The organism is Natrinema sp. LN54 (genome assembly GCF_052439245.1).
In the GTDB taxonomy this organism is placed as follows: Archaea; Halobacteriota; Halobacteria; order Halobacteriales; family Natrialbaceae; genus Natrinema; species Natrinema versiforme_A.
Genome location: NZ_JBQVRP010000001.1, coordinates 626,628 through 651,546, shown reverse-complemented (window position 1 = coordinate 651,546; position 24,919 = coordinate 626,628). Strand labels below are relative to the sequence as shown.

33 protein-coding genes are annotated in these 24,919 nt (G+C 67.1%); 19 read left to right on the top strand and 14 right to left on the bottom strand.

Features of this window, described 5'->3' with window-relative positions; genetic code table 11:
• Positions 1-4 precede the first annotated feature (4 nt).
• Together ACT4ML_RS03270 and ACT4ML_RS03265 are read left to right on the top strand one after the other, a co-directional pair.
• On the top strand, positions 5-592 hold the full coding sequence (locus tag ACT4ML_RS03270; protein ID WP_444719575.1) for a GTP-dependent dephospho-CoA kinase family protein: 588 nt from the start codon (positions 5-7) through the stop codon (positions 590-592).
• Positions 593-817: 225 nt separating this feature from the next.
• Complete coding sequence (locus ACT4ML_RS03265) at positions 818-1,069, top strand: hypothetical protein (protein WP_444719574.1); 252 nt, start codon at positions 818-820, stop codon at positions 1,067-1,069.
• Positions 1,070-1,093: 24 nt separating this feature from the next.
• On the opposite strand, the gene ACT4ML_RS03260 is transcribed toward ACT4ML_RS03265, so the two are convergent.
• Both ACT4ML_RS03260 and ACT4ML_RS03255 read right to left on the bottom strand, forming a co-directional pair.
• Complete coding sequence (locus ACT4ML_RS03260) at positions 1,094-2,089, bottom strand: fumarylacetoacetate hydrolase family protein (RefSeq protein ID WP_444719573.1); 996 nt, start codon at positions 2,087-2,089, stop codon at positions 1,094-1,096.
• Complete coding sequence (locus ACT4ML_RS03255; RefSeq protein ID WP_444719572.1) at positions 2,086-2,256, bottom strand: hypothetical protein; 171 nt, start codon at positions 2,254-2,256, stop codon at positions 2,086-2,088. Before ACT4ML_RS03255 ends, ACT4ML_RS03260 begins: the two co-directional genes overlap by 4 nt.
• An 87-nt stretch (positions 2,257-2,343) precedes the next feature.
• Here ACT4ML_RS03255 and ACT4ML_RS03250 point away from each other — a divergent pair, with 87 nt between their 5' ends.
• Positions 2,344-3,429 carry a geranylgeranyl reductase family protein gene (locus tag ACT4ML_RS03250; protein WP_444719571.1) on the top strand — a complete coding sequence of 362 codons (1,086 nt, stop codon included), beginning with the start codon at positions 2,344-2,346 and terminating at the stop codon, positions 3,427-3,429.
• Between the two features lie 191 nt (positions 3,430-3,620).
• Here ACT4ML_RS03250 and ACT4ML_RS03245 read toward each other — a convergent pair whose 3' ends face one another.
• A complete protein-coding gene (locus ACT4ML_RS03245) occupies positions 3,621-4,031 on the bottom strand; it encodes a hypothetical protein (protein WP_444719570.1) in 411 nt (136 codons plus the stop codon).
• Between the two features lie 191 nt (positions 4,032-4,222).
• On the opposite strand from ACT4ML_RS03245, the gene ACT4ML_RS03240 reads away from it, so the two are divergent.
• The 3 genes from ACT4ML_RS03240 (at position 4,223) to lwrS (ending at position 5,717) form a co-directional block, all read left to right on the top strand.
• Positions 4,223-4,882: a helix-turn-helix domain-containing protein gene (locus ACT4ML_RS03240; RefSeq protein ID WP_444719569.1), complete on the top strand. Its 660-nt coding sequence runs from the start codon at positions 4,223-4,225 to the stop codon at positions 4,880-4,882.
• A gap of 81 nt (positions 4,883-4,963) precedes the next feature.
• Positions 4,964-5,245: a 4a-hydroxytetrahydrobiopterin dehydratase gene (locus ACT4ML_RS03235; protein ID WP_444719568.1), complete on the top strand. Its 282-nt coding sequence runs from the start codon at positions 4,964-4,966 to the stop codon at positions 5,243-5,245.
• 79 nt (positions 5,246-5,324) lie between these two features.
• Complete coding sequence (gene lwrS / locus ACT4ML_RS03230) at positions 5,325-5,717, top strand: LWR-salt protein (RefSeq protein ID WP_444719567.1); 393 nt, start codon at positions 5,325-5,327, stop codon at positions 5,715-5,717.
• Positions 5,718-5,760: 43 nt separating this feature from the next.
• Here lwrS and ACT4ML_RS03225 read toward each other — a convergent pair whose 3' ends face one another.
• Together ACT4ML_RS03225 and ACT4ML_RS03220 are read right to left on the bottom strand one after the other, a co-directional pair.
• Positions 5,761-6,189 carry a VOC family protein gene (locus ACT4ML_RS03225; protein ID WP_444719566.1) on the bottom strand — a complete coding sequence of 143 codons (429 nt, stop codon included), beginning with the start codon at positions 6,187-6,189 and terminating at the stop codon, positions 5,761-5,763.
• A gap of 120 nt (positions 6,190-6,309) precedes the next feature.
• The gene (locus ACT4ML_RS03220; RefSeq protein ID WP_138243908.1) at positions 6,310-6,672 is read right to left on the bottom strand and encodes a cupin domain-containing protein; all 363 of its coding nucleotides are present in this window, start codon (positions 6,670-6,672) and stop codon (positions 6,310-6,312) included.
• 83 nt (positions 6,673-6,755) lie between these two features.
• Between ACT4ML_RS03220 and ACT4ML_RS03215 the strand changes: the two genes are divergently transcribed.
• The 7 genes from ACT4ML_RS03215 (at position 6,756) to ACT4ML_RS03185 (ending at position 11,638) form a co-directional block, all read left to right on the top strand.
• Entirely contained in the window at positions 6,756-7,649 is an 894-nt protein-coding gene (locus tag ACT4ML_RS03215) for an ABC transporter substrate-binding protein (protein ID WP_444719565.1), read from the top strand.
• A 42-nt stretch (positions 7,650-7,691) separates the two neighbouring features.
• A complete protein-coding gene (locus tag ACT4ML_RS03210) occupies positions 7,692-8,708 on the top strand; it encodes an ABC transporter substrate-binding protein (protein WP_444719564.1) in 1,017 nt (338 codons plus the stop codon).
• The gene (locus ACT4ML_RS03205) at positions 8,705-9,685 is read left to right on the top strand and encodes an ABC transporter substrate-binding protein (protein ID WP_444719563.1); all 981 of its coding nucleotides are present in this window, start codon (positions 8,705-8,707) and stop codon (positions 9,683-9,685) included. Before ACT4ML_RS03210 ends, ACT4ML_RS03205 begins: the two co-directional genes overlap by 4 nt.
• A gap of 85 nt (positions 9,686-9,770) precedes the next feature.
• A complete protein-coding gene (locus ACT4ML_RS03200; RefSeq protein ID WP_444719562.1) occupies positions 9,771-10,406 on the top strand; it encodes an HAD family hydrolase in 636 nt (211 codons plus the stop codon).
• Between the two features lie 100 nt (positions 10,407-10,506).
• Positions 10,507-10,989 carry an Lrp/AsnC family transcriptional regulator gene (locus ACT4ML_RS03195; protein WP_444719561.1) on the top strand — a complete coding sequence of 161 codons (483 nt, stop codon included), beginning with the start codon at positions 10,507-10,509 and terminating at the stop codon, positions 10,987-10,989.
• A gap of 146 nt (positions 10,990-11,135) precedes the next feature.
• A complete protein-coding gene (locus tag ACT4ML_RS03190; protein WP_444719560.1) occupies positions 11,136-11,444 on the top strand; it encodes a HalOD1 output domain-containing protein in 309 nt (102 codons plus the stop codon).
• Positions 11,441-11,638 carry a hypothetical protein gene (locus tag ACT4ML_RS03185; RefSeq protein WP_138243916.1) on the top strand — a complete coding sequence of 66 codons (198 nt, stop codon included), beginning with the start codon at positions 11,441-11,443 and terminating at the stop codon, positions 11,636-11,638. The genes ACT4ML_RS03190 and ACT4ML_RS03185 overlap by 4 nt, the downstream gene beginning before the upstream one ends.
• Positions 11,639-11,685: 47 nt before the next feature.
• Here the strand turns inward: ACT4ML_RS03185 and ACT4ML_RS03180 are convergent, their stop codons facing one another.
• Positions 11,686-11,949, bottom strand: coding sequence for a glutathione S-transferase N-terminal domain-containing protein (locus tag ACT4ML_RS03180; protein WP_138243917.1), 264 nt, complete (start codon positions 11,947-11,949; stop codon positions 11,686-11,688).
• Between the two features lie 144 nt (positions 11,950-12,093).
• Here ACT4ML_RS03180 and ACT4ML_RS03175 point away from each other — a divergent pair, with 144 nt between their 5' ends.
• A complete protein-coding gene (locus ACT4ML_RS03175) occupies positions 12,094-12,426 on the top strand; it encodes a hypothetical protein (protein WP_444719559.1) in 333 nt (110 codons plus the stop codon).
• A 152-nt stretch (positions 12,427-12,578) separates the two neighbouring features.
• Here ACT4ML_RS03175 and hemA read toward each other — a convergent pair whose 3' ends face one another.
• From hemA to ACT4ML_RS03155, 4 genes are all read right to left on the bottom strand, one after another.
• Positions 12,579-13,922 (bottom strand): glutamyl-tRNA reductase, encoded by a 1,344-nt coding sequence (gene hemA / locus ACT4ML_RS03170; protein ID WP_444719881.1) that lies wholly within the window; start codon positions 13,920-13,922, stop codon positions 12,579-12,581.
• The gene (locus ACT4ML_RS03165) at positions 13,922-14,578 is read right to left on the bottom strand and encodes a precorrin-2 dehydrogenase/sirohydrochlorin ferrochelatase family protein (protein ID WP_444719558.1); all 657 of its coding nucleotides are present in this window, start codon (positions 14,576-14,578) and stop codon (positions 13,922-13,924) included. The genes hemA and ACT4ML_RS03165 overlap by 1 nt, the downstream gene beginning before the upstream one ends.
• 28 nt (positions 14,579-14,606) lie before the next feature.
• Positions 14,607-15,689 (bottom strand): siroheme decarboxylase subunit beta, encoded by a 1,083-nt coding sequence (gene ahbB / locus ACT4ML_RS03160; RefSeq protein WP_444719557.1) that lies wholly within the window; start codon positions 15,687-15,689, stop codon positions 14,607-14,609.
• Between the two features lie 201 nt (positions 15,690-15,890).
• A complete protein-coding gene (locus tag ACT4ML_RS03155) occupies positions 15,891-16,295 on the bottom strand; it encodes a DUF5778 family protein (protein WP_444719556.1) in 405 nt (134 codons plus the stop codon).
• A gap of 136 nt (positions 16,296-16,431) precedes the next feature.
• On the opposite strand from ACT4ML_RS03155, the gene uppS reads away from it, so the two are divergent.
• Together uppS and ACT4ML_RS03145 are read left to right on the top strand one after the other, a co-directional pair.
• On the top strand, positions 16,432-17,364 hold the full coding sequence (gene uppS, locus ACT4ML_RS03150; RefSeq protein ID WP_444719555.1) for a polyprenyl diphosphate synthase: 933 nt from the start codon (positions 16,432-16,434) through the stop codon (positions 17,362-17,364).
• 81 nt (positions 17,365-17,445) lie between these two features.
• A complete protein-coding gene (locus tag ACT4ML_RS03145; RefSeq protein ID WP_444719554.1) occupies positions 17,446-17,835 on the top strand; it encodes a DUF7344 domain-containing protein in 390 nt (129 codons plus the stop codon).
• Here ACT4ML_RS03145 and ACT4ML_RS03140 read toward each other — a convergent pair.
• Positions 17,832-18,437, bottom strand: coding sequence for an undecaprenyl diphosphate synthase family protein (locus ACT4ML_RS03140; RefSeq protein WP_138246706.1), 606 nt, complete (start codon positions 18,435-18,437; stop codon positions 17,832-17,834). The two genes, ACT4ML_RS03145 and ACT4ML_RS03140, sit on opposite strands and share 4 nt — an antisense overlap.
• Positions 18,438-18,596: 159 nt before the next feature.
• Between ACT4ML_RS03140 and ACT4ML_RS03135 the strand changes: the two genes are divergently transcribed.
• Positions 18,597-19,922: a DUF92 domain-containing protein gene (locus tag ACT4ML_RS03135; protein ID WP_444719553.1), complete on the top strand. Its 1,326-nt coding sequence runs from the start codon at positions 18,597-18,599 to the stop codon at positions 19,920-19,922.
• Between the two features lie 44 nt (positions 19,923-19,966).
• On the opposite strand, the gene ACT4ML_RS03130 is transcribed toward ACT4ML_RS03135, so the two are convergent.
• The 3 genes from ACT4ML_RS03130 to ACT4ML_RS03120 all read right to left on the bottom strand — a co-directional run bounded on the left by ACT4ML_RS03130 (position 19,967) and on the right by ACT4ML_RS03120 (position 22,848).
• Positions 19,967-20,170, bottom strand: coding sequence for a hypothetical protein (locus ACT4ML_RS03130; RefSeq protein ID WP_444719552.1), 204 nt, complete (start codon positions 20,168-20,170; stop codon positions 19,967-19,969).
• Between the two features lie 71 nt (positions 20,171-20,241).
• Entirely contained in the window at positions 20,242-21,738 is a 1,497-nt protein-coding gene (gene dnaG, locus ACT4ML_RS03125; RefSeq protein WP_444719551.1) for a DNA primase DnaG, read from the bottom strand.
• A gap of 252 nt (positions 21,739-21,990) precedes the next feature.
• Positions 21,991-22,848, bottom strand: coding sequence for an ArsR/SmtB family transcription factor (locus ACT4ML_RS03120; protein WP_444719550.1), 858 nt, complete (start codon positions 22,846-22,848; stop codon positions 21,991-21,993).
• A gap of 177 nt (positions 22,849-23,025) precedes the next feature.
• Between ACT4ML_RS03120 and ACT4ML_RS03115 the strand changes: the two genes are divergently transcribed.
• Together ACT4ML_RS03115 and ACT4ML_RS03110 are read left to right on the top strand one after the other, a co-directional pair.
• The gene (locus ACT4ML_RS03115; protein ID WP_444719549.1) at positions 23,026-23,313 is read left to right on the top strand and encodes a DUF3311 domain-containing protein; all 288 of its coding nucleotides are present in this window, start codon (positions 23,026-23,028) and stop codon (positions 23,311-23,313) included.
• Positions 23,310-24,797 carry a sodium:solute symporter family protein gene (locus ACT4ML_RS03110; protein ID WP_444719548.1) on the top strand — a complete coding sequence of 496 codons (1,488 nt, stop codon included), beginning with the start codon at positions 23,310-23,312 and terminating at the stop codon, positions 24,795-24,797. The genes ACT4ML_RS03115 and ACT4ML_RS03110 overlap by 4 nt, the downstream gene beginning before the upstream one ends.
• Positions 24,798-24,919: the final 122 nt, after the last annotated feature.

The window sequence follows — 24,919 nt, the reverse complement described above, 5'->3', positions numbered from 1 at the left end:
GCACGTGACCCGCGACGACGACCGACATGCGGCGTCCGCCGACGACGACCAGCTACTGGTTTTACCCGACGACCTGCGCCACGAACTCAAGGAGCCGATGGGTCCCATCGAGACCGACGCCGACCGGCTTCTCGAGACCGTCGACGGCCCCCTCATCGCCGTCGGCGATGTCGTCACCTACCACCTGCTCGAGGCGGGCCACCGACCCGACGTCGCACTGGTCGACGGTCGCACGAAACGCAGCGCGGTCGACGAGGAGATCCGCGAGGCGGTGACATCGGGCGCGAGCATCGAAGTCAGAAACCCCCCTGCGGAGCTTTCGGCACCGGTCGTTCGGGCGCTCCGACGCGCCCTCGCGGCCGACGAGCCGACGACGATTCTGGTCGACGGCGAGGAGGATCTGGTCGCGCTTCCGGCCATCGTCGCCGCGCCCGAGGGTGCGAGCGTGGTCTACGGCCAGCCCGACGAGGGGATGGTCCACGTCAAAGTCGCCGACGACCACCGGACCGAGATGCGCGCGCTCCTCGAGCGCTTCGAGGGCGACACCGAGCGGTTCTGGGCCCTGCTCGAGGGCTCGGACGACGGCGAGTAAGTCCTCGTTCTCTCCGGTATCCGCTGGATGTCTCGAGATTCGTCCTCGAGAGTCTCACCCGGATGAGACTCGTTTACCGGGATCGATTCGCGAAATTTACCACTCGTTCCGTCGGTTTCATTGTCATGAGTGTCCGAGCCCTCCCAGTCGCGGTCACCGTCGGCGTGAGTATCGGTGTGGCAGTCGCGATGATGGGGACAGCCAGCGTGGGTCGTCGTCATCAGTGTGAGCGCGCTGTATACCGGCTGGTCGTATTTCGTCGCCCGGGATCCGGGCCTGCTCTCGCTCGAGGGACTCACGTTCGAGGACACGAGGGACTCGATTGGGTACGCGGTCGGTCTCTTCGGCGCGAGCGTGTTCGGTGTCGGCATCTACGGCATCGATGCCGTCGTTTTCGTCGGCTACCTCGGTGTGATCGGCTTTCTCCTCACCGCGAGCGCCGCACACAGGCACGAGCAGGCGGCTCCTCGGAGCTAGCGACTCGCCACTCTTGGCGATCGGTCACTCGATAACGGTGTGCTCGAGCGTGCCGATCCCCTCGATTTCGAGCGCGACGGTATCGCCGTCCTCGAGCCACCGGCCTAACTCCAACCCGCAGCCCTCGCCGACGGTGCCGCTGCCGATGACGTCGCCGGGGTAGAGCGTCTCGGACTGCGAGACGTGCTCGATGATGTCGGCGAAGGAGTGGTACATCTCGTCGACGGTGCCGGTAGACCAGACCTCGCCGTCGATCCGGGCGGTCATCGGGGCGGAGAGCACGTCGATGTCCTCGCGGGGGACGAGGTACGGGCCGAGCCCGTTCGCGAAGTCCTTGCCCTTCGCGGGACCCAGCCGCCCCTCCATCTCCTCGCCCTGGATGTCGCGGGCGCTGAAATCGTTGAACACGGTGTAGCCGGCGATGTGCTTCTCGGCTTCTTCTGCGGGGATGTCACGGCCGCGCTCGCCGATCACTGCAGCGATCTCGAGTTCGTAGTCCATGATCTCCGAGTAGTCGGGCCACTGGACCGTCTCGCCGGGCTCGACCACGCTGTCGGCGTTGCCCTTGTAGTAGACCGGCAGGTCGTACCAGACGTCCGCGATCTCGCCGTCCATGCTGTTTTCCACGTGCTCCTCGATCGCCATGCAGTCCCGCAGCGAGTTGGGTCGCGGCAGCGGCGCGAGCAGTCGGTACTCGCCGGGCTCGTACCGGAGTTTGGCACCGCCGGGACCGCGCTCGGCGTCCGTCTCGGCCGCGTATTCGAGCGCCTCTCTGGCGTCCGCGATCGCCCGGTCGCCGCGCTCGAGGAAGGCGATCATCTCCGGCGGGACGTGCGAGCGAGCCAGATCCGCGGGCGCGGGTTCGCCTTCAGCCTCGAGAGTCGCCCCGTAGGCAGCGGTGAGATCGACGAGGGCGGCCTCGCCTGCGGGGGTATCGTCGGTGTCGGTCGACTCGTCGACGGCCCCGATGCGTTCGACGGGGCCGACGGGGGTGTCGACCGCGAACGTCGCGAGTTTCACGCCGTCTCACCGCTGGCTTCGGCGTCGGTCCCCTCGAGCCGTTTCGCGCCCGCCTCGTGGCCGAACGCGTCGATACTCGGCGGCGTCGGTTCGCTCGCTGCGCCGTCCTCGAGACTGATGCTGCGGTCGATCGGGGTGGTCTCGTCGGATGCTACCAGTTCGCTCATGGGGGTCACGACCAGCGGGATCCATTTAGTACTCCCTCCGCGAATATCTCGAGAAACTATTTACCGGCCGCCGTGAACGTGCCGGGTATGTACGATTTCGTCGTCGTCGGCGTCGGACCGCCGGGTGCGCGTTTTGCCCGCCGGGCCGCCGAGGAAGGCTACGACGTGCTCGCCCTCGAGAAGGGCACCGTCGGCGAGCCGCTCGCCTGTTCGGGCCACGTGAGTACGGACGTCTGGGAGTTCACGGGCGAGGGCGCTCGCGAGGAGCTGTTCCAGAACGAGGTCTACGGCGCGCGGTTCCACGTCGGCGGTCCCGACAGCGACGCCTACCCGTTCTACAAGCGCGAGGTCGCGTCGAACGTCATCGACCGCGTGGGACTGGATCGCCACCTCGCCGACCTCGCACGCGAGGCGGGCGCCGACGTCCGCGAGGAACACACCGTTACCGAGGTCACCGAACACCGCGACCGTGTCGACGTCGTCGCGAACGGCCCCGACGGCACCGTCGAGTTCGAGGCGAAGATGCTCGCCGGCTGCGACGGCCCGCGCTCGAGAGTTCGCGACGAACTCGAGTTGCCACAGCCCGAGGAGTTGCTCCACGGCGTGCTCGCCTTCTCCGAGGAGGTCGACTACGAGGACTTCGTCGACGTCCACCTCACGCCGCCGACGTTCTTCGCGTGGCGCATCCCCCGCGGCGAGGCCGGCGTCGAGTACGGCCTCGCGGCCCCGCCGGGCGTGCAGGTGACCAAACACTTCGAGGAGCTGATCGACGGCTACGAGATCGACGTTGCCCACCGCTGTTCCGGCGCGATCCCGATCGGGCCGCCGGACCGCGTGACGACCCGCCGGGCGTTTCTCATCGGCGACGCGGCCGCCCAGACCAAGCCGTTTACCGGCGGCGGGATCCTCTATGGCATGACCAGCGCGGACCACGCCGCCCGCGAGATCGACCCCGATCGGCCGACCACGCTCGCGGCCTACGAGCGCGCGTGGCGCGACGATCTCGAGCGCGAACAGGAACTGGGCCGCTGGATCCGGCGGGCCTACTCGCTGCCCGAGCCCGTCCAGCGGATCGGACTGGGTGCGCTGTCGGGCGAGATCGGCGTTCACATGGACCGACCGACGTCGCTCGTCTCGCTCGAGCACCTCAAGGCACTGCTCTCGCGGACGTAAGCCGTCACTCCCTGATTTCTATCACGACCGTTCCCATCCCGATCATCCCGATCACGAATCCGACCAGTCCGCCGAGGATGGGAACGAGTCCGACCAGCGCGGAGACGACGAGCGCGACGGCCAAGGCGGCCGGCCACGCGTCGGCCGCGAGTCGACCGACCGCGAGGTAGCCGAGTTCGCCGGCGACGTTCTCAGGGCTCGTCGCTCCCGACGATCCCGCAGGCGATCGCCTCGGGTTCGACCAGCGTCTCCCCCTCGACGGCCTCGGGATGCAACAGGAGGATCGTGTCGTCGGGCATCTCGCCCTCGACCCGGACCCGCCGACCGAGTACCTCCTCGAGTTCCGCGACGTCGTCGATGTCGAACTCCCGCTCGCAGAGCAGTTCGGCGTTGGCCCGCGAGAGGACGAAGACGAGTTCGCCTGGCTCGAGGTGCTCGCTCTCGGCAGCCTCGAGCAAGTTCTCGAGCGTGTCCGAGGAGACGCCCTCGAGCGAGCGGATCGTCACCCGTTCGGTGTCCGAGCCCGGCGCTTGCTGTGACTGCGTGCGGACGCGGGCGGCCAGTTCCTCGAAGTCGGTTTCATCGTCCAGACGCGAGGGCATGCGTCGTGCTCTGCGGTCGTCGGGCTTTAGGTTGTGGCCGGCCAGTTCCGGCGGTCGGTCGCGGCGGTTTCCGTCTGGGATGCCCGTTGAGCGAATTCGGGATCGGATCGATCCCGCCACGGTGTCACCGAGTCCGACAATCACTCCCAGCGCAACAGCGGTTTTTACGCGTCGGCGGTGTACGACGCCCGATGTCGACGATAGCCGACCTCCGGCTTCCGGCGACGGAGACCGCGCTGGCGACCACCTTCGAGCGCGCGCCGGCGGCCACGTTCGAACTCGAGTCGTCGGTCTCGAAGACGCGCCCGTCGCTGTGGGTGTCCGGCGTCGATCGCGAGACGGCTGACGCCGCCTTCGCGGCCGACCCCTCGGTCGAGGACGCCGAACTCCTCGTCGAAACGGGATCGCGGCTGCTGTACGACGTGACCTTCGCCGAGGGCGCGGGGACGAACCGACTCTGGGACGACCTGCTCGCGGACGGCGGCTCGCTGCTCGAGGCCCGGGCGAGCGACGGCTGGTGGCAGGTGACGGTGCGCTACCGCGATCGCGAGACGCTCTGTGACGCCTACGATCGGTTAGTCGACTGCGGCGTCAACGTCGATCTCCGACGGGTGACCGACGTGACCGACGTCGACGACCACGAGACGCGGCTGACCCCGGAACAGCAGGAAGCCCTCGAGGCGGCCCTCGAGTACGGCTACTTCGAAATCCCGCGCGGGATCTCGATGGAGGAGCTGGCCGAGGAGCTGGGAATCTCCCATCAGGCGCTCTCCGAGCGGTTCCGACGGGCCTACGAGACGCTGGTCGACGCCGAACTCGAGCCCGCGGGCGAGCGGTCCCGGTTCGACTGATGGCCGTCTCGACCGGTGATCGCCCGCAGGGAGGCGGAACACGACACAATCGTTATTTGGGTGGCTTACGTTCGGCTCCACATGGCTGACCTGCTTTCCGACGAGGAGATCGAGGAGCAACTCCCCGACGACTGGGACCGCGAGGACGACGAAATCGTCCGGACCTACGAGTTCGACGACTACCTCCGCGGCGTCAACTTCGCCCAGATGGTCGGCGAAATCGCCGAGGCGCAGTTTCACCACCCCGAGATCATCATTCGGTACGCCGGCGTCGAGATCCGACTGACCTCCCACGAGGAGGGCGGTATCACCGAGGACGACATCGAGATGGCGGAGCTGATCGAGTCCGAGCGCGACGCCTGATACAGACAACAGTCCGTCCGAGCGGACTCGAGATCGACACCGTCACCGAAATCGATCCGGGCCGCCCCGTCGATCCCACATGGATGCCAACTACACCTTCCGCGTTCGGCTTCGCATCGAACCCGCACAGGCGTTCGTCTCCCTCGAGCCGAGCAGCGCCGAGACGACGGTCACCCTCTTTCGCGACGCGCCGGAGCCGGGCACCGAGGGCTGGCTCTTCTTCCGAAACACGCTCTGGCGCGGCGAGGTTTCCGACGAGGAGTACGCCCGACAGCTCGCCGCGGAGTGGCTCGGGGTCCCCGAGCGGACCGTCGAGGCCGTCGACTTCCGCGAACTCCAGACCGACGAGGCCTATCTCGAGGCCCTCGAGTCGGAAATTGCGGCGGACCTCGAGCTATTCAAGGCCGAGAGCGTCTCCGAGGTACTCTCGAAGTATCTGGGCTCGAGCATCCGAGTGACCGATTCGTCGTGAGGGCGCGAGGACCCGGCTCGAGTCCGGGCTCGGGCGCTCGTCGTCACTCGACGTCCTCGTGAGTCAGTAGCTGCCGGGACCGCTCGCCGTCGGGCTCCTCGTACGTGACGACCTCGAGGAGGTTGCCGTCCGGATCGAGGAAGTAGAACCCCTCGAACGCCCCCCAGTCGTACGGCCCCTGTTTCGGGAACTGCTCGTCGAGGGCGGCCACCAGCGCGTCGTAGTTCCCGCGGTCGGTCTCGAACGCGAGATGAGCTTTGTCGAGCGGGTGCTCGAGCCCGCGGTCGCCCCAGTTCTCGGCGCGGCCGGTTTCGGCGAGCGTGACGACGGTCTCGCCGGCCCGGAACATCGCGTGTGCGCCCTGGAAATCCGCGGGTGGTCTGACCAGTTCGAGTTCGAGGGTATCGCGGTAGAACTCGTAGCAGGGCTCGAGGGCGTCGACATCGACGTTGATGTGATCGACGGCGTCCATGCGCAGGCGTACCACGGATAGCCCCAATATACTATCCGTGGCAGCGGCTGCGGGTCGGCCTGCAAACCGACCGTTTCCGCTCGGGCCGGCTTTCCGCGGCCGACACGCGTGTCGGCCGCGTCAGTCCTGATCGACTGCAGACGGCGTTCGCCGCCAGTCGGGTTCCTCCCGCGGCGGTGCGAGGACGCCGATGCCGACCGCGTCCTCGTCGGTCCGATTTTCGGCCCCGTGGCGCTCGTCGCTCGAGAACATGTACGCGTCGCCGGCCGTGAGCGGGTACTCCTCGCCCTCGACGATGGCGGTGAGTTCCCCCTCGAGGACGAAGCCGATCTGTTCGTTCGCGTGCGTATGAGACGGTAGCGTGGCCCCCGATTCGATTTTCCAGTAGACCATGCCTGCTTGCTCCCCAGCGGGAAGGTCCGCGAGGGAGACCCCGTCGGCGACCTCCTCGAACTCCGCGTGGCCCGTCGATATCCGTTTCATGGGAACGGGGCTCACTCACCACGTCTGCACTGATAAACGTATCATGAAAACGTTTTAAGCCGCTCTCCGATGTGCATTGTTCCATGTTAGCAGACCAATCGGTCCGGCTGTTCCACCTCCCGTTCTCGTTCATGCTGCCACAGACGGTGGCGGCCGAACGGGGCTACTACCGCGAGGAGGGGCTCGCGGTCGATCTCGTCGAGCGAGACAGACGCGACGTCTCGGTCAAGTACATCCCCGCGGAGGAGACGTTGACGGGCGACTACGACGTAGATCTCTACCCGATCTGCAAGTGGGAGAGCATCCGCCGGACGTGGGACATGGACGACGGGCGAGTTGTCGCGAACGGCACCTTCGCGAACCTCCCGTACACGGTCTTTACCCGCCCGGATTCCGCAATCGAATCGCCGTCCGACCTCGCGAGCGTTCCGGTCGGGGTCAATCTGCGGACCGGCCAAGAGTACACCGCCCGCAAAGCGCTCGAGGATCACGTCTCCCCCGACGAGATCGACCTCGTCGGCTGCGGGATGCCGACCGACCGACTCCGGGCGCTTCACGAGGGACGCGTCGACGCCGTGACGCTCATCGATCCCCACAGCACCCTCGCGGACCACCTCGGGTTCCGACGCCTCCTCGAGTACGACAACCACATGGGCATCGTCGGGAGCGAGGACATCGACCGGGACCTGCTCGAGGCGTTCCTGCGCGCTTACGGCCGTGCGGTCGCGGACATCAACGCGAACCCCGACGCCTTCCGCGGGACGTACCTCGAAATGCTCGAGGCCGACGCCGCGGTCGCGCCCGACCTGTTCGACGACGTCGACGTCGCGGCCGTCCGCGAGGAGATCACCGTGCCGCGGTACGAGGTCCCCGACCCCGTCGACCGCGAGGAACTCGACGACCACCTCGACTGGATGCGTGACCGCGGACTGATCGACGAGAACGCGGCGATCGACGACATCGTCGCGCCGCTGTAAGCGGTTCCGGCGACTCACACCCACTCCCCCCACACACCAACCATGACCGAAATCGACATCAGTTCACAACAGGCCGCGATCGACGAGTATCAGGGCGACCCCGGCGACCGCCCCGTCCTGCGGGCGCGATTCGAACACAACGGCAGCCCGCGGTATATGCTCTACACAATCAAGCGGTTCGGCTACGATCACGACCACGGCTTCCACCTCGACCTGCGACTCGTCTCCGACGAGTTAGACGAGGGCCGGGAGACCGTCGAGGCGAAACTGCAGGAGGGCGACGCTGACCTGATCGACATCGACTACATCTCGACGGCCCGCGAGCGCGCCGACGGCGCGCCGATCGTCGCGTTCCACCCCTACGGCCAGACCGTCGGCGGCCTCGTCGTCCCCGAGGACTCCGGGATCGAGGGCCTTGCGGACCTCTCCGGCCACCGGATCGGCGTCGTCAGACGCCTCGACAAGAACTGGATCCTCGTCCGGGCGGCCTGCCGGGAGGCCCACGGCTTCGACCCCGACGAGACGGCGACGCCGGTCGAAGCCGGTTCGAAGGTCGAACTCACGCGGCTGCTCGAGGACGGCGAGGTCGACGCCATTTTGCAGTTCTGGCAGATCGTTCCGGAGATCGTCGAGACCGGGCCGTATCGCGAGGTGCTGCCGATGTCGACGCTGGTCGATCGACTCGCCGGCACCGAAGCCGACGCCGATCGCCCGATCCCCGTCTCGACGTTCCTGACGAGCGAGACGTACCTGTCTGACCATCCCGATGCGGTTCGCGGGTTCCGCAGTGCGTTTCGGGACGCAGTGGAGCGATTACAGCGCGACGACGACCTCTGGGACGAGATCGGCGAGCGGCTCATGTACGAGGACGACCCCGAGGTCGTCCGAGCCGTCCGCGACCGGTGGCGCGCGATGGTCGTCGCCGACTGGGACGAGACTACCGTCGAGGGGATGGAACGGCTGTTCGACCACCTCGAATCGGTCGCCGGCGCGGATGCACTCGGCGTCGCGGAACTCCCCGAGGGGCTGTTCCGAACCGAACTCGAGGTGGAGGCATGACCGACGCCCCCCTCTCGTTTCAGCTCAACTGGGAGCCAAACGGGTTTCAGTCGCCGTACTTCCTCGCCCGCGAGGCGGGATTCTACGAGGACGAAGGCCTCGAGGTCGAGTTCGTCGAGGGCCACGGCTCGCCGTACGCGGCCGAACGCGCCGCCCGCGGCGACGCGGATATCGCGCTCGCCGGCGCGAGCGCCGTCTTGACGAAACAGAGCGAGGGGTTCGAGCCGCTCGCGGTCGCGGCGGTGACCCAGAAGACGCCGGCGGCCGTCTACACGCTGCGGGACGTCTTCGGCGAGAAGCTTACCGACCCCGCACAACTCGCCGGCCGAACCGTCGCGCCATCCGCGACGAAGACGCGGATCCTCACGGCCCAGTTGCTCGAGGACGCGGGCATCCGCGACGAGGTCGACCTCCTCGAGGTCGATCCGCACACGCACCACCGCGTCCAGCACAAGGTGATCGACGGGACGGTCGACGCCGCGGTCGGCGTGGTCACCAACGGGATCGAAATCGGGCGGGAGCACGACCGGACGCCCGACGAACTCCCGATCGGCGAGTATCTCGACATCTACGGGATGACGCTCGTCACCGGTCCCGAGTTCGCCGACGAACGATCCGAGACGATCCGATCGTTCCTCCGGGCGACCGCCCGCGGCTGGGCCGCCGCGACCCGCGACCCGGAGCGCGCGATCGACGTGCTGGTCGACCGCAACGCCACGCTCGAGCGCAACCGGGAGATCGAGCGACTGAAGTTCGAGACCGCCGCCCATCAACTCCAGTTCACGCCGTACGTCCGGGACCACGGCTGGGGCGCACAGGACGGGAATCGCTGGCAACGACTCGGCGAAACGCTCTCGGAGACGGCGCTGCTCGAGGGGGAGATCGATCCGGACGCGGTCTGGACCGACGAGTTCCGGCCCGCCGACGAGACGCTCGTCGCGGAGTACGCCGACCGCGTTCGGCCGACGGCGGACTGACGAACCGCCGGTCGCGGATCAGCCTCGCGGGCTCTCGATTCGGTCGACAGACATTTACTCGAGAACCACCTATTCCTGCGTCCGAATGGTGCTCGAGCGCGACTACGACTTCTGGCTGCTCGACCTCGACGGGACGCTCGTCGACGTCGAGTGGTCCTACACTCGCGACGTGTTCGACCGGGTCGGCGACCGGGTCGGCCGCGAGTTCACTGACCGGGAGGCAGATATCCTCTGGAGCGGCCTCACCGGCTCTCGCGACCGCCAACTCGAGGAGTGGGGAGTCGACCCCGTCGAGTTCTGGGAGGCCTTCCACGACGAGGAAGACCCCATGGTCCGAGCCGAACAGACTTATCTCCACGAGGACGCGGCGTTCGTCGCCGACCTCGAGGTGCCGGTCGGCCTGGTCACGCACTGTCAGGAGTTCCTCGCCGAACCCGTCCTGGACCACCTCGGGATCGGAGACTGGTTCGACGCGCGCCTGTGCTGTACCGAGGAGACGGGCTGGAAGCCCGATCCGGGGCCCGTCCAGTCGGTCATGTCCGATCTTGGCGTCGGCCACAACGGCCACCGAGGCGTGCTCGCGGGCGACGGCGCCTGCGACGTCGGCGCGGCGTGGAACGCCGGCCTCGACGCGATCCACGTCGAACGGGTCGGCCACGAGCGGCGTGGCCAGTGCGTGCTCGGCGACTACCGCGTCCAGTCGTTCGCGGAACTGTACTGAGCGATCGCCGCTCGAGAGCGCCGGCAGCGGAACCGGCCCGAGTCCGTCCCGACGATATTTCAAGGCCAGTACCCTTTTCGATCGACGGCGGACCGTCCGTATGGAACTCGACGGCACGGACCACGCGATCCTCTACCTCCTGCAGGCGGAGAGTCGTGCGGATTTCACCCACGACGAGATCGCCGAGCGGATCGACGTCTCCTCGAGCACCGTCAGCAACCGCATCCAGCGGCTGGAAGACGAGGGGGTCCTCGAGAAGTTCGATCCGGTAATCGACTACGAAAAGGCGGGTGCGCCCCACCACATTTTGTTCGTCTGTACGGCTCCAATCACCGAGCGCAGAGACCTCTGCGAGCGGACGATCGAGCTGTCGAACGTCGTCCACGCTCGCGAACTGCTGACCGGATCGCAGAACCTGCACGTCGAAGTCGTCGGTATGCAGGCCGGAGACGTCGAGTCGACCGCCGAAGAATTGGACGGCCTCGGCCTCGAGATCGAACGCTCCGAGATGCTCAGAACGGAGTACAGCCGCCCCTACGATCACTTCGGCTACGAACTCGTCGACGAACCGGACTCGGGATGAGAACGGCCGATAAATACTTGTGGAGATGGCTCGGAGCAGATTATTCCTTCCTTTTGTGGGCCGCAGCCAGAACCGATCTTTCCTGCTGGCCAGCAGCAACAAGATATACCACTATCCTTATGTATTTCACCGGCCTTACTCGGATAATGGATTCTCAGCCCTCGAACCGAACCGCCGACGATGCACAGGCTCCGGTGTCGGTCCGCGTCGTCGAAGCGGTCGCGGAACGCGAAGGGATCGATCCGCTCGAGCTTTCGCCACCGCTTCACGACGCGATCGATTCGACCGCGCTGGACGGCCTCTTCGAACCGACCCGATCCCAGCAGCGAGATGCCGGTTCCGTTTCGTTCACCTACTGCGGGCACAGCGTTCGCGTCGAGAGCGATGGCCGGGTCGTCCTCGAGACCGAGACCGAAAGGGATTCAGGAGTCCGGTCGGAGACGAATTCACGATGAAGTACTGTCTCGACTGCGACTGGAGTCTGAACGCGACCGACGAACCGTCCCAGCGCGACCGCTCGCAGGCGGCCATCGACCACCACGTCGACACGGGACACACGATCGACTCGAGCGAATCGATCGTCCGTCCGACCGCGCCAGATGTCGCCGGTGAGGTCCTCGTTCGCGATCTGGTTCCCTCGAGCGACTGAGCGGTCGATCGCGCGTCTCGGAGCGACAGTCCCTGACAGCGACCCCGTTACCCGTAGTGTTCCTCGAGGTAGTCGACGATGTCCTCGCTCTCGTAGAGTTGTTCCTCGCGGTCGGTATCGACGAGGAACGGGATCGCATCCTCGCCGCCGAGGTCCGTCATCGCCCGCTGGGCCCACTCGTTGAGCACGTCACCGCCCTCGTGGCCGGGCCGTCGCGGGTTGTGAATCACGTACGAGACGCCGAGGTCCGTCAGTTTCTCGCGGACGTCGCTGCTGTGCGGACAGCTCTCGGCCTGATAGAGTTCGAGCATGAGACTGTCGACCACGCCGCGTCGTGTAAACGTTGGCCGCGCACCGTCCGGCGGCTGCGATTGGTTGCCCATTCACCGTATTCATCCATTCTTACCATTCTATCGACAGGAAAGCTTATGCCGGGATACTCGGGTTATCGGAGCATGGCACGCGATACACCGGTACAGAACCGGACCGCCACGGACGCAACTGACAGTACACTTCCAAATCTCGTAACAATCGTTGGACGAGGCGTCCCCTCGAACTACGAGATCGCCGTCGACGGCGACCTCGAGATGCTCGCCGACGATCCCGTCGCCGAGGGAACCGTCGTCGCCGGCGGCGTCGCCGAGGGCGCGATCGACGTCGGCGTCCAGCGCTTCCGCTTTTCCGGTCAGATGGCGAACGTTCGTCTCGTCGACTGGAACGGCAACGAAGCGCCCGATTCCGCGAGCGTCCCGACGGTCCACGTCGAGTACGGCGCACCGGATCGGTAACACTTCGACACGGCCGACTCCGGGTAGGGGTTTCTGCGGTTCCGTACGACTCGATCGCTCACTCTAGAGCGCCGGCAGTGCGACCGCTACAGAGGAACTGATGGTCTCGAGTCACGACGATTCGAAAATCCGCTCGCTCGCCCGCCGATCGCTCAGTCGTCGTCGGTCGCGCCGATTCCCGAATCGGGGTTCGCAGTGATGGCCGACGGCGGTGCGAGCGGGCCGTCGTCGGCGTCGAACTCCGGATTGAACAGTTGCAGGGCGGTGTGGATGGTACTCCAGTCGTCCTCCGCCGCCGCCTCGCGTAGGCTCTTGGTCGGTGGGGCGAGCAACTGGTTGACCAGCGCGTCGGCCATCGCTTCGACGACCTCGCGTTGCTCCTCGGTAGTTTCCTCGCCGAGGTTCGAGAGCGCGGTCTCGACCTCTCGCTCCTTGATCCGTTCGGCGGACTCGTACATCGCCGCGATCGCCTCGTCGGCGCGGGCCCGTTTGTACTGCTCGGTCAGCAGGTCGAACTCCGCGTCGATCATCGCCTCGACCTCGCGGGCCGCGTCGGCCCGCTGCTCGCGGGTCTCCTCGGTAATCGACTCGAGGTCGTCCAGATCGAAGACCTGAACCGACGGCAGCGCGTCGGCCGCCGGGGACACGTCCCGTGGCTGGCCGAGGTCGACGACCACCTGCTCGGTCTCTGAGTCCCCCGCCTCGTCGGTCTCGCCCTCGAGTTGACGGGGGCCGAGGATCGGGTTCTCGCTTCCGGTCGCCGTGACGACGACATCGGCGCGGCTCGCGACGGTATCGAGCGCCTCGAGCGGCGCGGCCGTGGCGTTCGTCTCGTCCTCGATGTCGCCGACGAGGTGGTCGGCGTGGGCGACGGTCCGGTTGGCGACGACGAGTTCGTCGACCCCGGCGGCCGCGAGGCTGCGCGCAGCGAGTTGTCCCATCTCGCCGGCGCCGACGACCAGCGCGGTCGCCCCCTCGAGGGCGATTTCGGCGGCGGCTCGGCGCGTCGCGGCCGAGCCCAGCGAGACGACGCCCTCGTTGATACCGGTCTCGGTGCGGGCGCGCTCGCCGACGTGGATCGCCTTCGTGACGGCGGCCTCGAGCATCGAGCCGATGCCGCCGGCGTCGCGGGCGTCCTCGTAGGCGGTCCGGACCTGCCCGATGATCTGGTCCTCGCCGAGGATCACCGACTCGAGTCCCGCGGCCACCCGAAGCAGGTGCTGCAGGCTCTCGTCGTGGTCGGTCGTGACGACGGCCTCGTCGTCGACCCCGGCGAACAGTTCCTCGAGGGCGGCCCGACCGATGGCGTGGTCGGGAGCGACGACGTACGCCTCGACTCGGTTACACGTCGAGAGGACGTACGCCTCCTCGATATCGGGAACGGTCAGGAGTTCGTCTACGGCAGCCCCCTGACTGTCGGGACTGGCGACGGCCAGTTGGTCGACGCTACCGCTCTCGTGGGTCACCCGTGCAGCGGTCACGACCCCGGTCGACATCATGGCCGATCACCCCCAGTCGATAGTTCCTCGCCGAGCACGTCCTCAATCACTTGACGGTAGTTAGAAGTACCCGTACGTAAAGCTGTCCAAACATCCGGAGAATTGACGACATCCGTGACGATCTCTCGTCGTCGGCCCGCCGATACGTCCCGCGATTTGAGTTCCTCGCGCAGTCCCCCGCAGGCTCGAGCCATCTCGCCGGCCCCGTCGACCGTCTCCTCGAGTTCCTGTCGCAGGTACTTGCTCAGCGCGGGTGCCGTGCCGCCGGTCGCGACCGCGACGGTAACGGGGTCCTCGCGCACGGTCGCGGGAACGACGACGCTGTCGGACTCGCGCTCGCCCGACCGATCCGCCCGGTTGACGAGCACCCCCCGGTCGCGGGCCGCGTCGGCGACGGCTCGGTTGATCGCCGCGTCGTCCGTCGCGGCGACGACCAGGGCGGGTGCGGTCCGCTCGAGCCACGCCGGAACGTCGTCGGCGGCGGGCCCGGCCCGGATCAGTTCGGCGTCGCCGAAGTCCCGATCGGTAAACGCCGGGCTGACGACGATCACCCGCGCCTCGCGGGCGAACCGGCGGGCCTTCCGGGCCCCGACGGGTCCGCCGCCGAAGATCAGCACCGTCTCGTTCGTGAAATCGTGGAGAAGTGGAATCATTGGAGATACTCTGGCACGTCCGGCGGCGCTACTGCGCTCTGGTGTTCGCGTCGGCTCGCTCTGCCATCCGTATACCGGTCTTCTTCAATATTTGCGTCGAGTGCAAGGTGTCCCAGTCGTCGGGAGTTACGTCCCAATATTCCTCCATCCGTTCCCGAACCTGTTCGACGCGCTGGCGGCTCTCTTCCTCGCTGCGGCCGTGGGTCATCGCGAAGAAGTTGTACGGCCAGACGCCCTCGTGGCGCGGCCGCCGGTAACAGTGGGTGACGAACGGTAAGGCGGCGACCTCCGGGCCGACCTCGGGAACGACATCGTCCGGGACGTTCCAGACCGTCATCCCGTTTTCCGTGTATCCCAGCGCGTAGTGGTTCGGCACGACGCCGATCCGGCGGATCTTCCCCTCGCGTTCGAACCGCGTGATCGTCTCGAGCACCCAGTCGATCTCCTGCCCGATCGCATCGGCGATGTCCGCATACGGCGTTTCGGTCAGGGGGAACCCGTCCTGAATCTCGAGAATGAGGTCCCGTTCCGCTGGCGACAGCGCCGCGGCGTCGGTCGGCGCGACGTCGGGGCCGAGCGCCGAGCAGTCGACGCCGGCGGCCTCGATATCGCCCCCGCCGTCGAGGGGGCCGTCGACGTAGAACTTGGCCTCGACGCGGAACTCCTGTCGCTTGGGTAGGTTGTACGTTGGTTGGCCCGTCTCGTCCTCGATCTCGGCGAGCACCTCCTCGACGCGGTCCTCGTCGGCGACGCTCACGACGAACCAGACGTTCAGGTGCGGATGCTCGCGCTCGTAGTTGTGGGCCACCTCGCGGCGGTCGTTGACCGCCTCGACGATCTCGTCGAACCGATCGTCGGGGGCGTGCATGGCGACCAGCGTCGCCGCGCCGCCGATCTCTTGGGCGTTGACGAGGGCCCCGAACCGCGAGAGCACGCCCCGCTCGTCGAGGTCCCGAATCGTCTCGAGCAGTTCCGTCGCATCGATGTCGACCCCGCGGTCGCGCATGGCCGCCGCGGCGTCCTCGAACGGCCGTTCCACGACGGGAAACCCGCCCTGAAAGGCGTTGACGACCGCCCGTTCGCGCTCGGTGAGGTCGACGTCCGTAGTCATAGGAACTCCTCGGGACTGACGGTGTATAAGCGAATTGGAACCGCACCCGGCGAGAGCTATCTGACTGTCCGATCGGTCGCAGGCTCTCCCGAAAATACCGGCCCGCTCGACCCGTTATAGTCGCTCTTGAACGTCACTGCACACCCGATCGCAGGATAGCGTTGCGATCGGTGTGTAACTCGTTTCAAGAGCGACGATAGTTCACTCGCCCTCGACGCCCATCACATCGAAGCCCAGATCGCGAACGTCCTCGAGGATCGCCTCGTGGTCCGCGCTCGCCTTGTAGTAGATGACGATATCGAAACTGCCCTCCCGCAGCAGTTGCTGGCACTCCCAGACGAACTCCTCGTCCTCGAGGGTCAGACCCTGATGCTGGTTCGAGGAGAAGTCGGGATCGTCGTTGCCCGAGTAGACGTAGCAGTCTTTCGGGTCGTACCCGGAGTGTTCGGCGATGACGTCGCCGACGTCGATCGTCGCCTGCATCATCTTGACGTCTTCCTGCCCGTCGTAATCGGTTCGGACGACCGCCCCGTTGAGGGCGATGTCCCCGGGCTCGAGCAGTGCCTTGGTCCGCCGGTAGAGGTCGTCGTCGATCGCGTCTGGCATTGGCGGCCGTTCGCAGTCCGGACGGATAGCCGTCACGATTCCCCCGTCCGGCGGCCCCGACAAAAGACGGGACCGATTCTCACTGCGGACGGGTCACACGCAAGACACATAGTGTTCAATGACCTTTTGTCGAGTAATGAAGCGGTGGCTCCGTCAGCGCGTCGACACGGCCTACGAGCGGCTGCTCTCTCGGGAGATCTCCGGCGCACCGACGCACGTCGCGGTGATTCAGGACGGGAACCGACGGTACGCCCGCAGTCAGGGCGGCGACGCCCACGAGGGCCACCGTGCAGGAGCCGAAACGACCGAACGGGTCCTCGAGTGGTGTCAGGATATCGGCGTCGAGGAGCTGACGCTGTACACGTTCTCGACGGAGAACTTCGACCGCCCCGACGAGCAAAACGAGGCGCTGTTCGACCTGCTCTGCGAGAAGCTCCACGAGTTCGCGGACGCCGACCGCGTCCACGATAACGGGGTCTGTATCCGCGCGATCGGCGAGACGGACATGCTCCCCGAACGGGTCCAAAACGCTATCGACTACGCCGAACGCCGCACGCGCGACTACGACCGGTTCGTGCTCAATATCGCGCTCGCGTACGGCGGTCGCTCGCGACTGCTCGAGGCCACCCGCGGGGTCGCCGCCGACGTCGAGGCGGGCGACCTCGACCCCGACGCGATCGATATCGAGGACATCGAACGCCGGCTGTACGATCAGCCGATCCGGGACGTGGACCTGATTATTCGCCCCGCCGGCGAGGAGCGGACCTCGAACTTCCTGCCGTGGCACGCCAACGGCAACGAGGCCGCCGTCTTCTTCTGTACGCCCTACTGGCCGGAGTTCTCGAAAGCCGACTTCCTGCGCGGTATCCGGACCTACGAACACCGACAGGAGTCGTGGCGGCGGACCCGCGCCCGGCGCGCGTTGGCCCTGCTCGGAGCCGTCAGCGAGCCCGAACTCTCCGAGGCTCGCTCGATCGTCGACCGGTTTCGCGACTCGCTGCCCTCCTCGGAACGACCCGACGCCGGGGACCTCGAGGCGAACGACTCGAACAGCCGGATCGCGGACTGATCGGGCCGCGGTGTCGGCGTGGTCGCCGTCTCCCACCCCACCCAAAGACCTTTATTTGTCATTCGAACAACGATACGTACGATGTCGGCACCGACCAGCGCCCCAGCCATCGACGTCGAGCGGTTCGTTCGCCTCACGGATGTCCCGCTCGATGAGGCGTACGCGCTCCTCGCGAACCCCCGAACCCGTCTCACGCTCCACGTCCTCTCGGCGTGTGAACCACCGCTCTCGGTCGACAGGCTGACCGACGCCGTCGCCGGTCGAGACGACGCCGACGAACGCGCCGTCCGCCTTTCGCTCAACCACGTCGTCCTCCCGAAACTCGAGGCCCACGATGTCCTCGAGTACGACTGCAACTCGGACACCGTCCGGCTCGACAGGCCGGTCGTCGCCGCCGCTGATCCGGTCGCAGACCTCGCTGGCATTCCCGAATCGAGTTCGAATGACCCGCCGCGTGACTCGGCCGATTAGCGACCGAAGCGCCGCGACCGGTTGCAGTACTCGCGGACCGCCCGCAGGAAGTCCCGCTTGCGGAAGTCCCGCCAGTTCACGTCCGTGAAGTATAGCTCCGAGTAGACCGACTGCCAGATCATGAAATCCGAGAGCCGCTCCGCGCCGGTCTTGATCACCAGATCCGGCTCCGACGGAAAGACGAGGTGGTCCTCGACGCGCTCGTCGTCGATCTCGTCGGGCTCGAGGTCGCCGTCGTCGACGCGCTCGGCGAGGGTCCGGACCGCGCTGGTGAACTCGTGTTTGCCGCCGAGCCCGATCCCGATCCGGATCGGCGCGTCGGCCCGTGCCTTGTCTTCCGGGCCGCGGACGGCGACCGGTCGCGGCGCATCGATCGTCTCGAGTTCGCGCTGCAGGGCCGGCACCGCCGCCGCGTCGAGGACGCTCACGTAGACCGTGATCTGCGAGGCGTACTCGACCGCCCACTCGAAGAAGTCGGTGAGCGTCTCGTAGGCACCCCGCTCTAACAGGTCGCGTTCGGTGATCACGAGCGCGACGTGGTCGGGCGGGTCGGCCTCGTGGCGGCGGATCCGGAGGGCCAGATACCGTTCGTACAGTCCCACGCCAGCGACTTTCACGGCCGGTGGCATACCGGTTACGGGTCGTCGCCACCGATACCCGTGCGGCGAACCACCCCCGTTTCACGCATCTGAGCGGGTGCTACCCGACTCGAGCCGGGTTCACGAAGCTTCAAGTGAACGCCACAGAAAGGGACCGATATCGTGACAGCACCCGTTCGGCGAGCCGGCGTGTTCGCGGCCCTCTGTACCCTCTCGCTCGCGGTTCCGCTCTTCGATCCGCGGGCGGCGGCCGCGCTCGCCGGCGTCGTCCTGCTGGGTGCCTACGTGATCACCGGCGGACCGCTGTTCGACCTCCTCGCGTATCCGGGCGATTACGAGGATTCGCGCCTCTACGGCCTCATCACGTTCGTCCTCGCGGGGGTCGCGCTCGGCCTCATGGCGACCGCGGCGTCGATGCCGGTCGCCGTCTTCGTCGGCACGATACTGCTGGTCGGGTACGGCAACCTCGGCGAGCAACTCGTCCGACTCCGTACCGACGACTCGGTCGTCCGCGTCGCCTGCTTCTGTCTCGCCGCGATCGGGGCCGCCGTCGTCGGGCAGTCCGTCACCTACTCGGTCACCGGTGAGACCGCCGCGTCGGCACTGCCGGTCGTCGTCTTTCTGGCCGCCAGCGGGGCCCTGCTCGCCGCCCTCCTCCGCGACGTCCTGTTGCGGTCCGACGACCCGATCGTCGTCCTCTCGGTCGGCCTCCTACTCTGGCTGCTCGCGGAACTCGAGCCGGCTATCAATGGCGGCGAAATCGTCATTGCGCTCGCGATCACGGTCGCGTTCGGCTACGCCTCCTACGCGCTCGAGACGGCCTCCATCGCGGGGATGCTCACCGGCGTGTTGCTGGGGCTGTTGACGATCGTCCTCGGCGGCTACGGCTGGTTCGCCGTCCTCATCTCCTTTTTCGCCATCGGCGGCCTCTCGACGAAGTTCCGCTACGATCGGAAGGAGGACCTCGGCGTCGCCGAGGACAACAACGGGGCCCGGGGCAGCGGCAACGTCCTCGGCAACGCCGCCGTCGCGCTCGCCGCGGTCCTCGGCTACGCCGCCAGCGACGCCGGCTTCCTGCCCCGCGAGCCCGAACTGTTCCTCTTCGCCTTCGCCGGTTCCATCGCGACCGCGATGAGCGACACCCTCTCGAGCGAGATCGGCAGCGTCTTCGAGACGCCGCGGCTGATCACCACCCTCGAGCCGGTCGATCCCGGGACCGACGGCGGCGTCACGTGGCAGGGCGAACTCGCCGGTATGGTCGGTGCGGCCGTCGTCGCCGGCATCGCCTCCGGGCTCTTTCCCGAGGTCGGACTCCTCGGTGCGGCGGTCATCGCCGTCGCCGGCATCGTCGGGATGACCGTCGACAGCCTGCTCGGCGCGACGCTCGAGGGATCGTTGCTCGGCAATCAGAGCGTGAACTTCCTCGCGACGCTGTCCGGCGCGCTCGTCTGTGCGCTGCTGGTGCTCTCGTTTGCGATGCTCGGCTGAGTACGGGAGCGGGGCGACAAAACTCGAGTTCGAACGGTCGCGACTCAATCGTCAGCGGCGGGAAACGACGGCTCCGAGGAGCAGTCGTCCGCCGTTCCGTCGGACCGCCCGCGTCGCGCATCGGGACCGGGCGGATCGAACTGTTCGTCGGTTCGCGACTGGCCGGCCGCGGCGGTGCCCGTCACCCAGAGCGTCATGAGTGCCCAGACTCCGAGGAGCGCGACCGCAGCCATCGGCGGAGGTGTCATCGTGCGTCGCTCGGTACCGACGGTATATCAACGGCTCGGACCGGTACCGGCGACTGGGAATCGGTCGTCGATCAGTTCCCGTTCGGCGGCCGTTCCGCGACGTCGTCGATCGCGTGGATTCGAACCCCGGTCGGGCGCTTGGTGAACTGGCCGAGCGAGCGCGCGACGATTCGTTCGACGCCGCGGTCGGCGGCCAGATCGAGCAGCCGCTGGTCGAGGACCGTATCGAGCACGACCGTCGTCGGCACCGGCTCGAGCCCCTCGAGCTCGTCGTAGACATCGGCCGCGTCGGCTTCACCGATCGCCTCGCCGTCGGTGTCGAGGAATCGAACGCGACCGGTTTCCGACCGGATGATCGCAGTCGCGTGCCCGTAGACGGTTTCCGGCCCGGTCTCCGCGTCGGCCGCGGATGCGGATTCGGCCCGTGCCCCTGCGCTGGTCTCGTCAGCGTCGCCCGCTCTCGTTTCGTGCCCGTCGGCGGACTGCGCCGCGGTCCCCGTCGGCTCCGCGTCCGTTCGTTCGGTCTTCGCTCTCGCCGGCGTTCCGTCGGCGGCATCGGGATCCGTCGCGGCCTCGCTCGAGTCGGCCACCGCGTCAGTCGCGTCACTCGCTTCACTCGAGGCCGTCGTGGACTCTGTGCGGTCGTCTCGATCACCGTCGGGCTCGTCGGCGACCGCCGGAGACGTGGTCTCGCGTTCCGACGGCCGCGGTGCCGGCGTCGTACTGCCGTCCGTGGCCGCGACCGCCTCCCGGGGTTCGTTCAGTTCCGAGACGGTCTCGTAGGGGACCTTGTTCCGGAGCGCGGCGAACAGTTCGTGGTGATCCAAATCCTCCACCGAGCTGTCGGCGGGGGCGAACGCGACGTAATCGATGTCGCCGACTTGGGAGAGTTCTTCGAGGATCAGATCGCCGCCGCGGTCGCCGTCGAGGAAGGCCGTGACGGTGCGGTGGCGGGTGAGTTCGGCCACCGCGTCGGGGACGTTCGTTCCCTCGACGGCGATGGCGTTTTTGATGCCGTACTTCAGCAGCGTGAGCACGTCGGACCGGCCCTCGACGACGATGATGGCGTCGCTGTCCGTGACGCGGGGTCCCGCGGGCAGGCCCTCGTACTCGGTGATGTCCTCGACGCGGACCTGTTGGCGGACCTCCGCGAGGATCTCGTCGGAGGACATGATCGTGTCGTCGAACCCCGTCCGGAGGAGTTCCTTCGCGCGGTCGACGACTTCCTTGCGTTTGGCCGCTCGGACGTCCTCGATCTCGTCGACCTCGAGGTCGGCCCGACAGGGACCGACCCGGGTGATCGTCTCGAGGGAGGCGGCGAGGGTCGCCGTTTCGACTTTATCGAGGCTGGTCGCGATCGTGACGTGGCCGTGGGACTGGCCACCAGTGCTTGCGATTTCGACGTCTATGCGGCCGACTTTGCCGGACTGGCGGAGGTCGCGGAGATCGAGGTCGTCGCCGAGCAGGCCTTCGGTCTGACCGAAGATCGCACCGACGACATCGCTCCGCTCGACGATCCCGTCAGCCGTGACGGAGGCGTGAATGAGGTATTTCGACGTGTCTTCCATTGGAGATCTGTCCCCGGGAGGGGCGGTGACGCGGAGAGCGTACAGAGACCGATTTATATAGGATTTCGTTCGTGAGGGGCAAATAGCTGTTGACCTCCGCAGGAGTTGGTCGGCCGCGGCGTCCGCTGCCAGCAAACCTCGAGAGGCCGGGGCGCCGCGACGAGCGAGTGCCCGCTCTCGTGACAACAGAAAAGCGCCATACACACCCCGGCCGATTCGGTCGGCCACTGCGAATCGAACCGCCGCTCGAGGTCAATACGACGGCCGGTACCAGTACCAGTACGCCGTGATCGCGAGCAGGACGACTAGCCCGCCGAGGAAGAAGAGCAGCCCCGGGGGGACGGAGCCGAATACCGTATCGATCGCCTCCGCGCCCCCGTCGGTCGCGTTCTGGAGCGTCTCGTTGTCGGCGTCGAATCCGGGATCTGCGCCCCCGCCGCCGGCGTCGCCGTTGCTGGCGCTTTCGGACCCGTTCTGATCGGACGTACCGACGTCCGCGGCGCTGAGACCGTCGCCTTCGTCCGTCGCTCCGGCATTAGCATCGCCCCCATCCGTCGTCTCGGTACCAGCGTCACCCGCCGTCTCGTCGGTCGTCCTCTCACCGCTCGAGTCGTCGGTCGTCCCGGCCGGCTGTGTCCCCCCGCCCGCCGTCGACCCCGTTCCGGACGGAGCGAGCCACTGGGTCATCGCGTACTGAACCAGTAGACTGCCGCCCGCCAGCGCGCCGACGCCGCCGATAAACCGGGACAGCGCCTCCTTCAACTGCGTCGCCCGCGACTCGTCGCTCGTCACGATCAGCGGCCCGTCGGTCGTCGCGTAGACGCTCATCTCGTTGCCGCGCGAGGAGTACCACGTGTCGACGACCTCGACGAGCCCCGCGTCCTTGAGGTTCTCGAGGTGGTAGCGGACGTTCTGAATCGAGGAATCGACCGCGTCGGCGATGTCGCTAGGGGTGCCGGGTTCGTCGTCGAGTCGGGAGTAGATCCGTCGGGCCGTCGTCGAGGAGAGCGCGCCGAACACCGCGTCGGCGTCCTCGCCCTCGAGGTCGACGACGCGCGGTTGGCCCTCTTCGGCGGCCGTATCGGAGCGAAAGGGGAAGAGACGGGCCATACGAGGTTCGCTTCCTATTCGATGACAAACACATATACTCTTTTTCCTCGGTGAAAGAGCGATTTCAGCTACCGAAAACCGCACCACGAAGCCGGGGGCGGTAGTTCGATGAATATATCTCTTCGATAGCGTTGTTCGAACAGTAAAGGTTACCCATGTCGGGACAAACCGTCGCACATGCGACGGACCGAACTGGGGGGCTGGATTGCCGTCGGAATCGTCCTCGCCGCGCTCGCGATTCCGTGGTTCCTGTGGGGATCGGCGACCGTCGTCGCCGGCTTGCCGATATGGCTCTGGTGGCACATTGGCTGGATGGTGCTCGCGTCGGCCGTCTTCTGGGTATTCACCCAGCGCGCGTGGGGAATCGGCATCGAAACCGGTGGACGCGATACCGACTCGCTCGACGGGAACAGGACCCGAACTGAGCGCGCTCGAGACGGCCGACCCGGAGGTGACTCGCCGTGAACGCGGTCACGCTTCAGCTCTCGATTATCGTGGGCTACCTGTTGATCGCCCTCGCTGTCGGGCTGGTCGCCTACCGGCTGACCGACCGCACCGCCGAGGACTTCTACCTCGCGAGTCGAACGCTCGGGACGGTCGTCCTGCTGTTTACTACCTTCGCGACGCTCCTGTCGGCGTTTACCTTCTTCGCCGGGCCGAACATCGCCTACGCGCAGGGTCCCGAGTGGGTGCTCGTCATGGGCCTGATGGACGGGATCATCTTCGCGATTCTCTGGTACGTCGTCGGCTACAAGCAGTGGCTGCTCGGCCGGCAGTTCGGCTACGTCACCCTCGGCGAAATGCTGGGCGACCGCTTCGGCTCCGGGTGGCTCCGCGGCCTCGTCGCCGGTGTCAGCCTGCTGTGGCTTTTCCCCTACGTCATGCTCCAGCAGGTCGGGGCCGGCACCGCGCTCGAGGCCCTAACGGACGGCGCTGTTCCGTACGCCGCCGGCGCGGGACTGATCACCGCGTTCATGATCCTCTACGTCGTCGTCGCCGGGATGCGCGGGATCGCGTGGACCGACACGCTGCAGGGGGCGTTCATGCTCGTCACGACGTGGGTCGCCCTGCTGTGGGTGCTCGCGGCCGTCGGCGGTCCCGGGGCTGCGACGGACGCGCTCGCGTCGAACCCCGAAACCGGCGGCTTCCTCTCGCTGGGGAGCGACTACTACACGGTCCCGTGGATGCTCTCGACGGCGATCACGATCGGCTTCGGCGTCGCGATGTTCCCGCAGGTCAACCAGCGGTTCTTCGCCGCGGGCTCGAAAACCGTGTTCAAGCGCTCGTTCGCCCTCTGGCCGATCCTCTGTGTCCTGCTGTTCGTCCCCTCGTTCATGCTCGGCGCGTGGGCCGCCGGCCTCAAGGTCGCGGTTCCCGAGGGTGCGAACGTCCTGCCGCTGGTCCTCGCTGAGTACACGCCGACCTGGTTCGCCGCGCTCGTCATCGCCGGCGCGATGGCCGCGATGATGTCCTCCTCGGACTCGATGCTGCTCTCGGGCTCGTCGTACTTCACGCGGGACCTCTTCCGGCCGATCGCCGCGTTCTTCGGCGTCCGACTCTCCGAACGCCAGGAGGATCTGATCGCCCGCGGCGGCGTCGTGGTCTTCGCGAGCGCGGCGTTTCTCGCCAGCTTGGGTCGGCCCGCGACGCTGTTCGAACTCGGCGACGCGGCCTTTAGCGGCTTCGCCCAACTCGCGTTGCCGGTCTTGCTCGCGCTCTACTGGCGACGCATCACGCGAGCCGGCATCACCGCCGGCGTGGTGGCGAGTCAGGCCTTCTACGTCTCGAGTCTCTTCCTCAGCGTCGTTCCCGGTTCCTACGGGGGCTGGTCGGCCGGTCTCGTCGGGATGGGGCTCGGCCTCGTCGTCACCGTCGTCGCCTCCCTGCTGACCTCGCCGGCGGCCGCCGAACGGCGTGCGATCTACTTCGATCGGCTGGGCGCGGACTGAGACGGATCGCTGTACCGATTTCCCGGCACAACCCCGACCGCTCTGGGGTTGGGGTTGTGCCGGCAACGACTTCTCGCAGCCCGGATGACGCTGTCGCAACCGCCACGCCGAAAGGCCCCGGC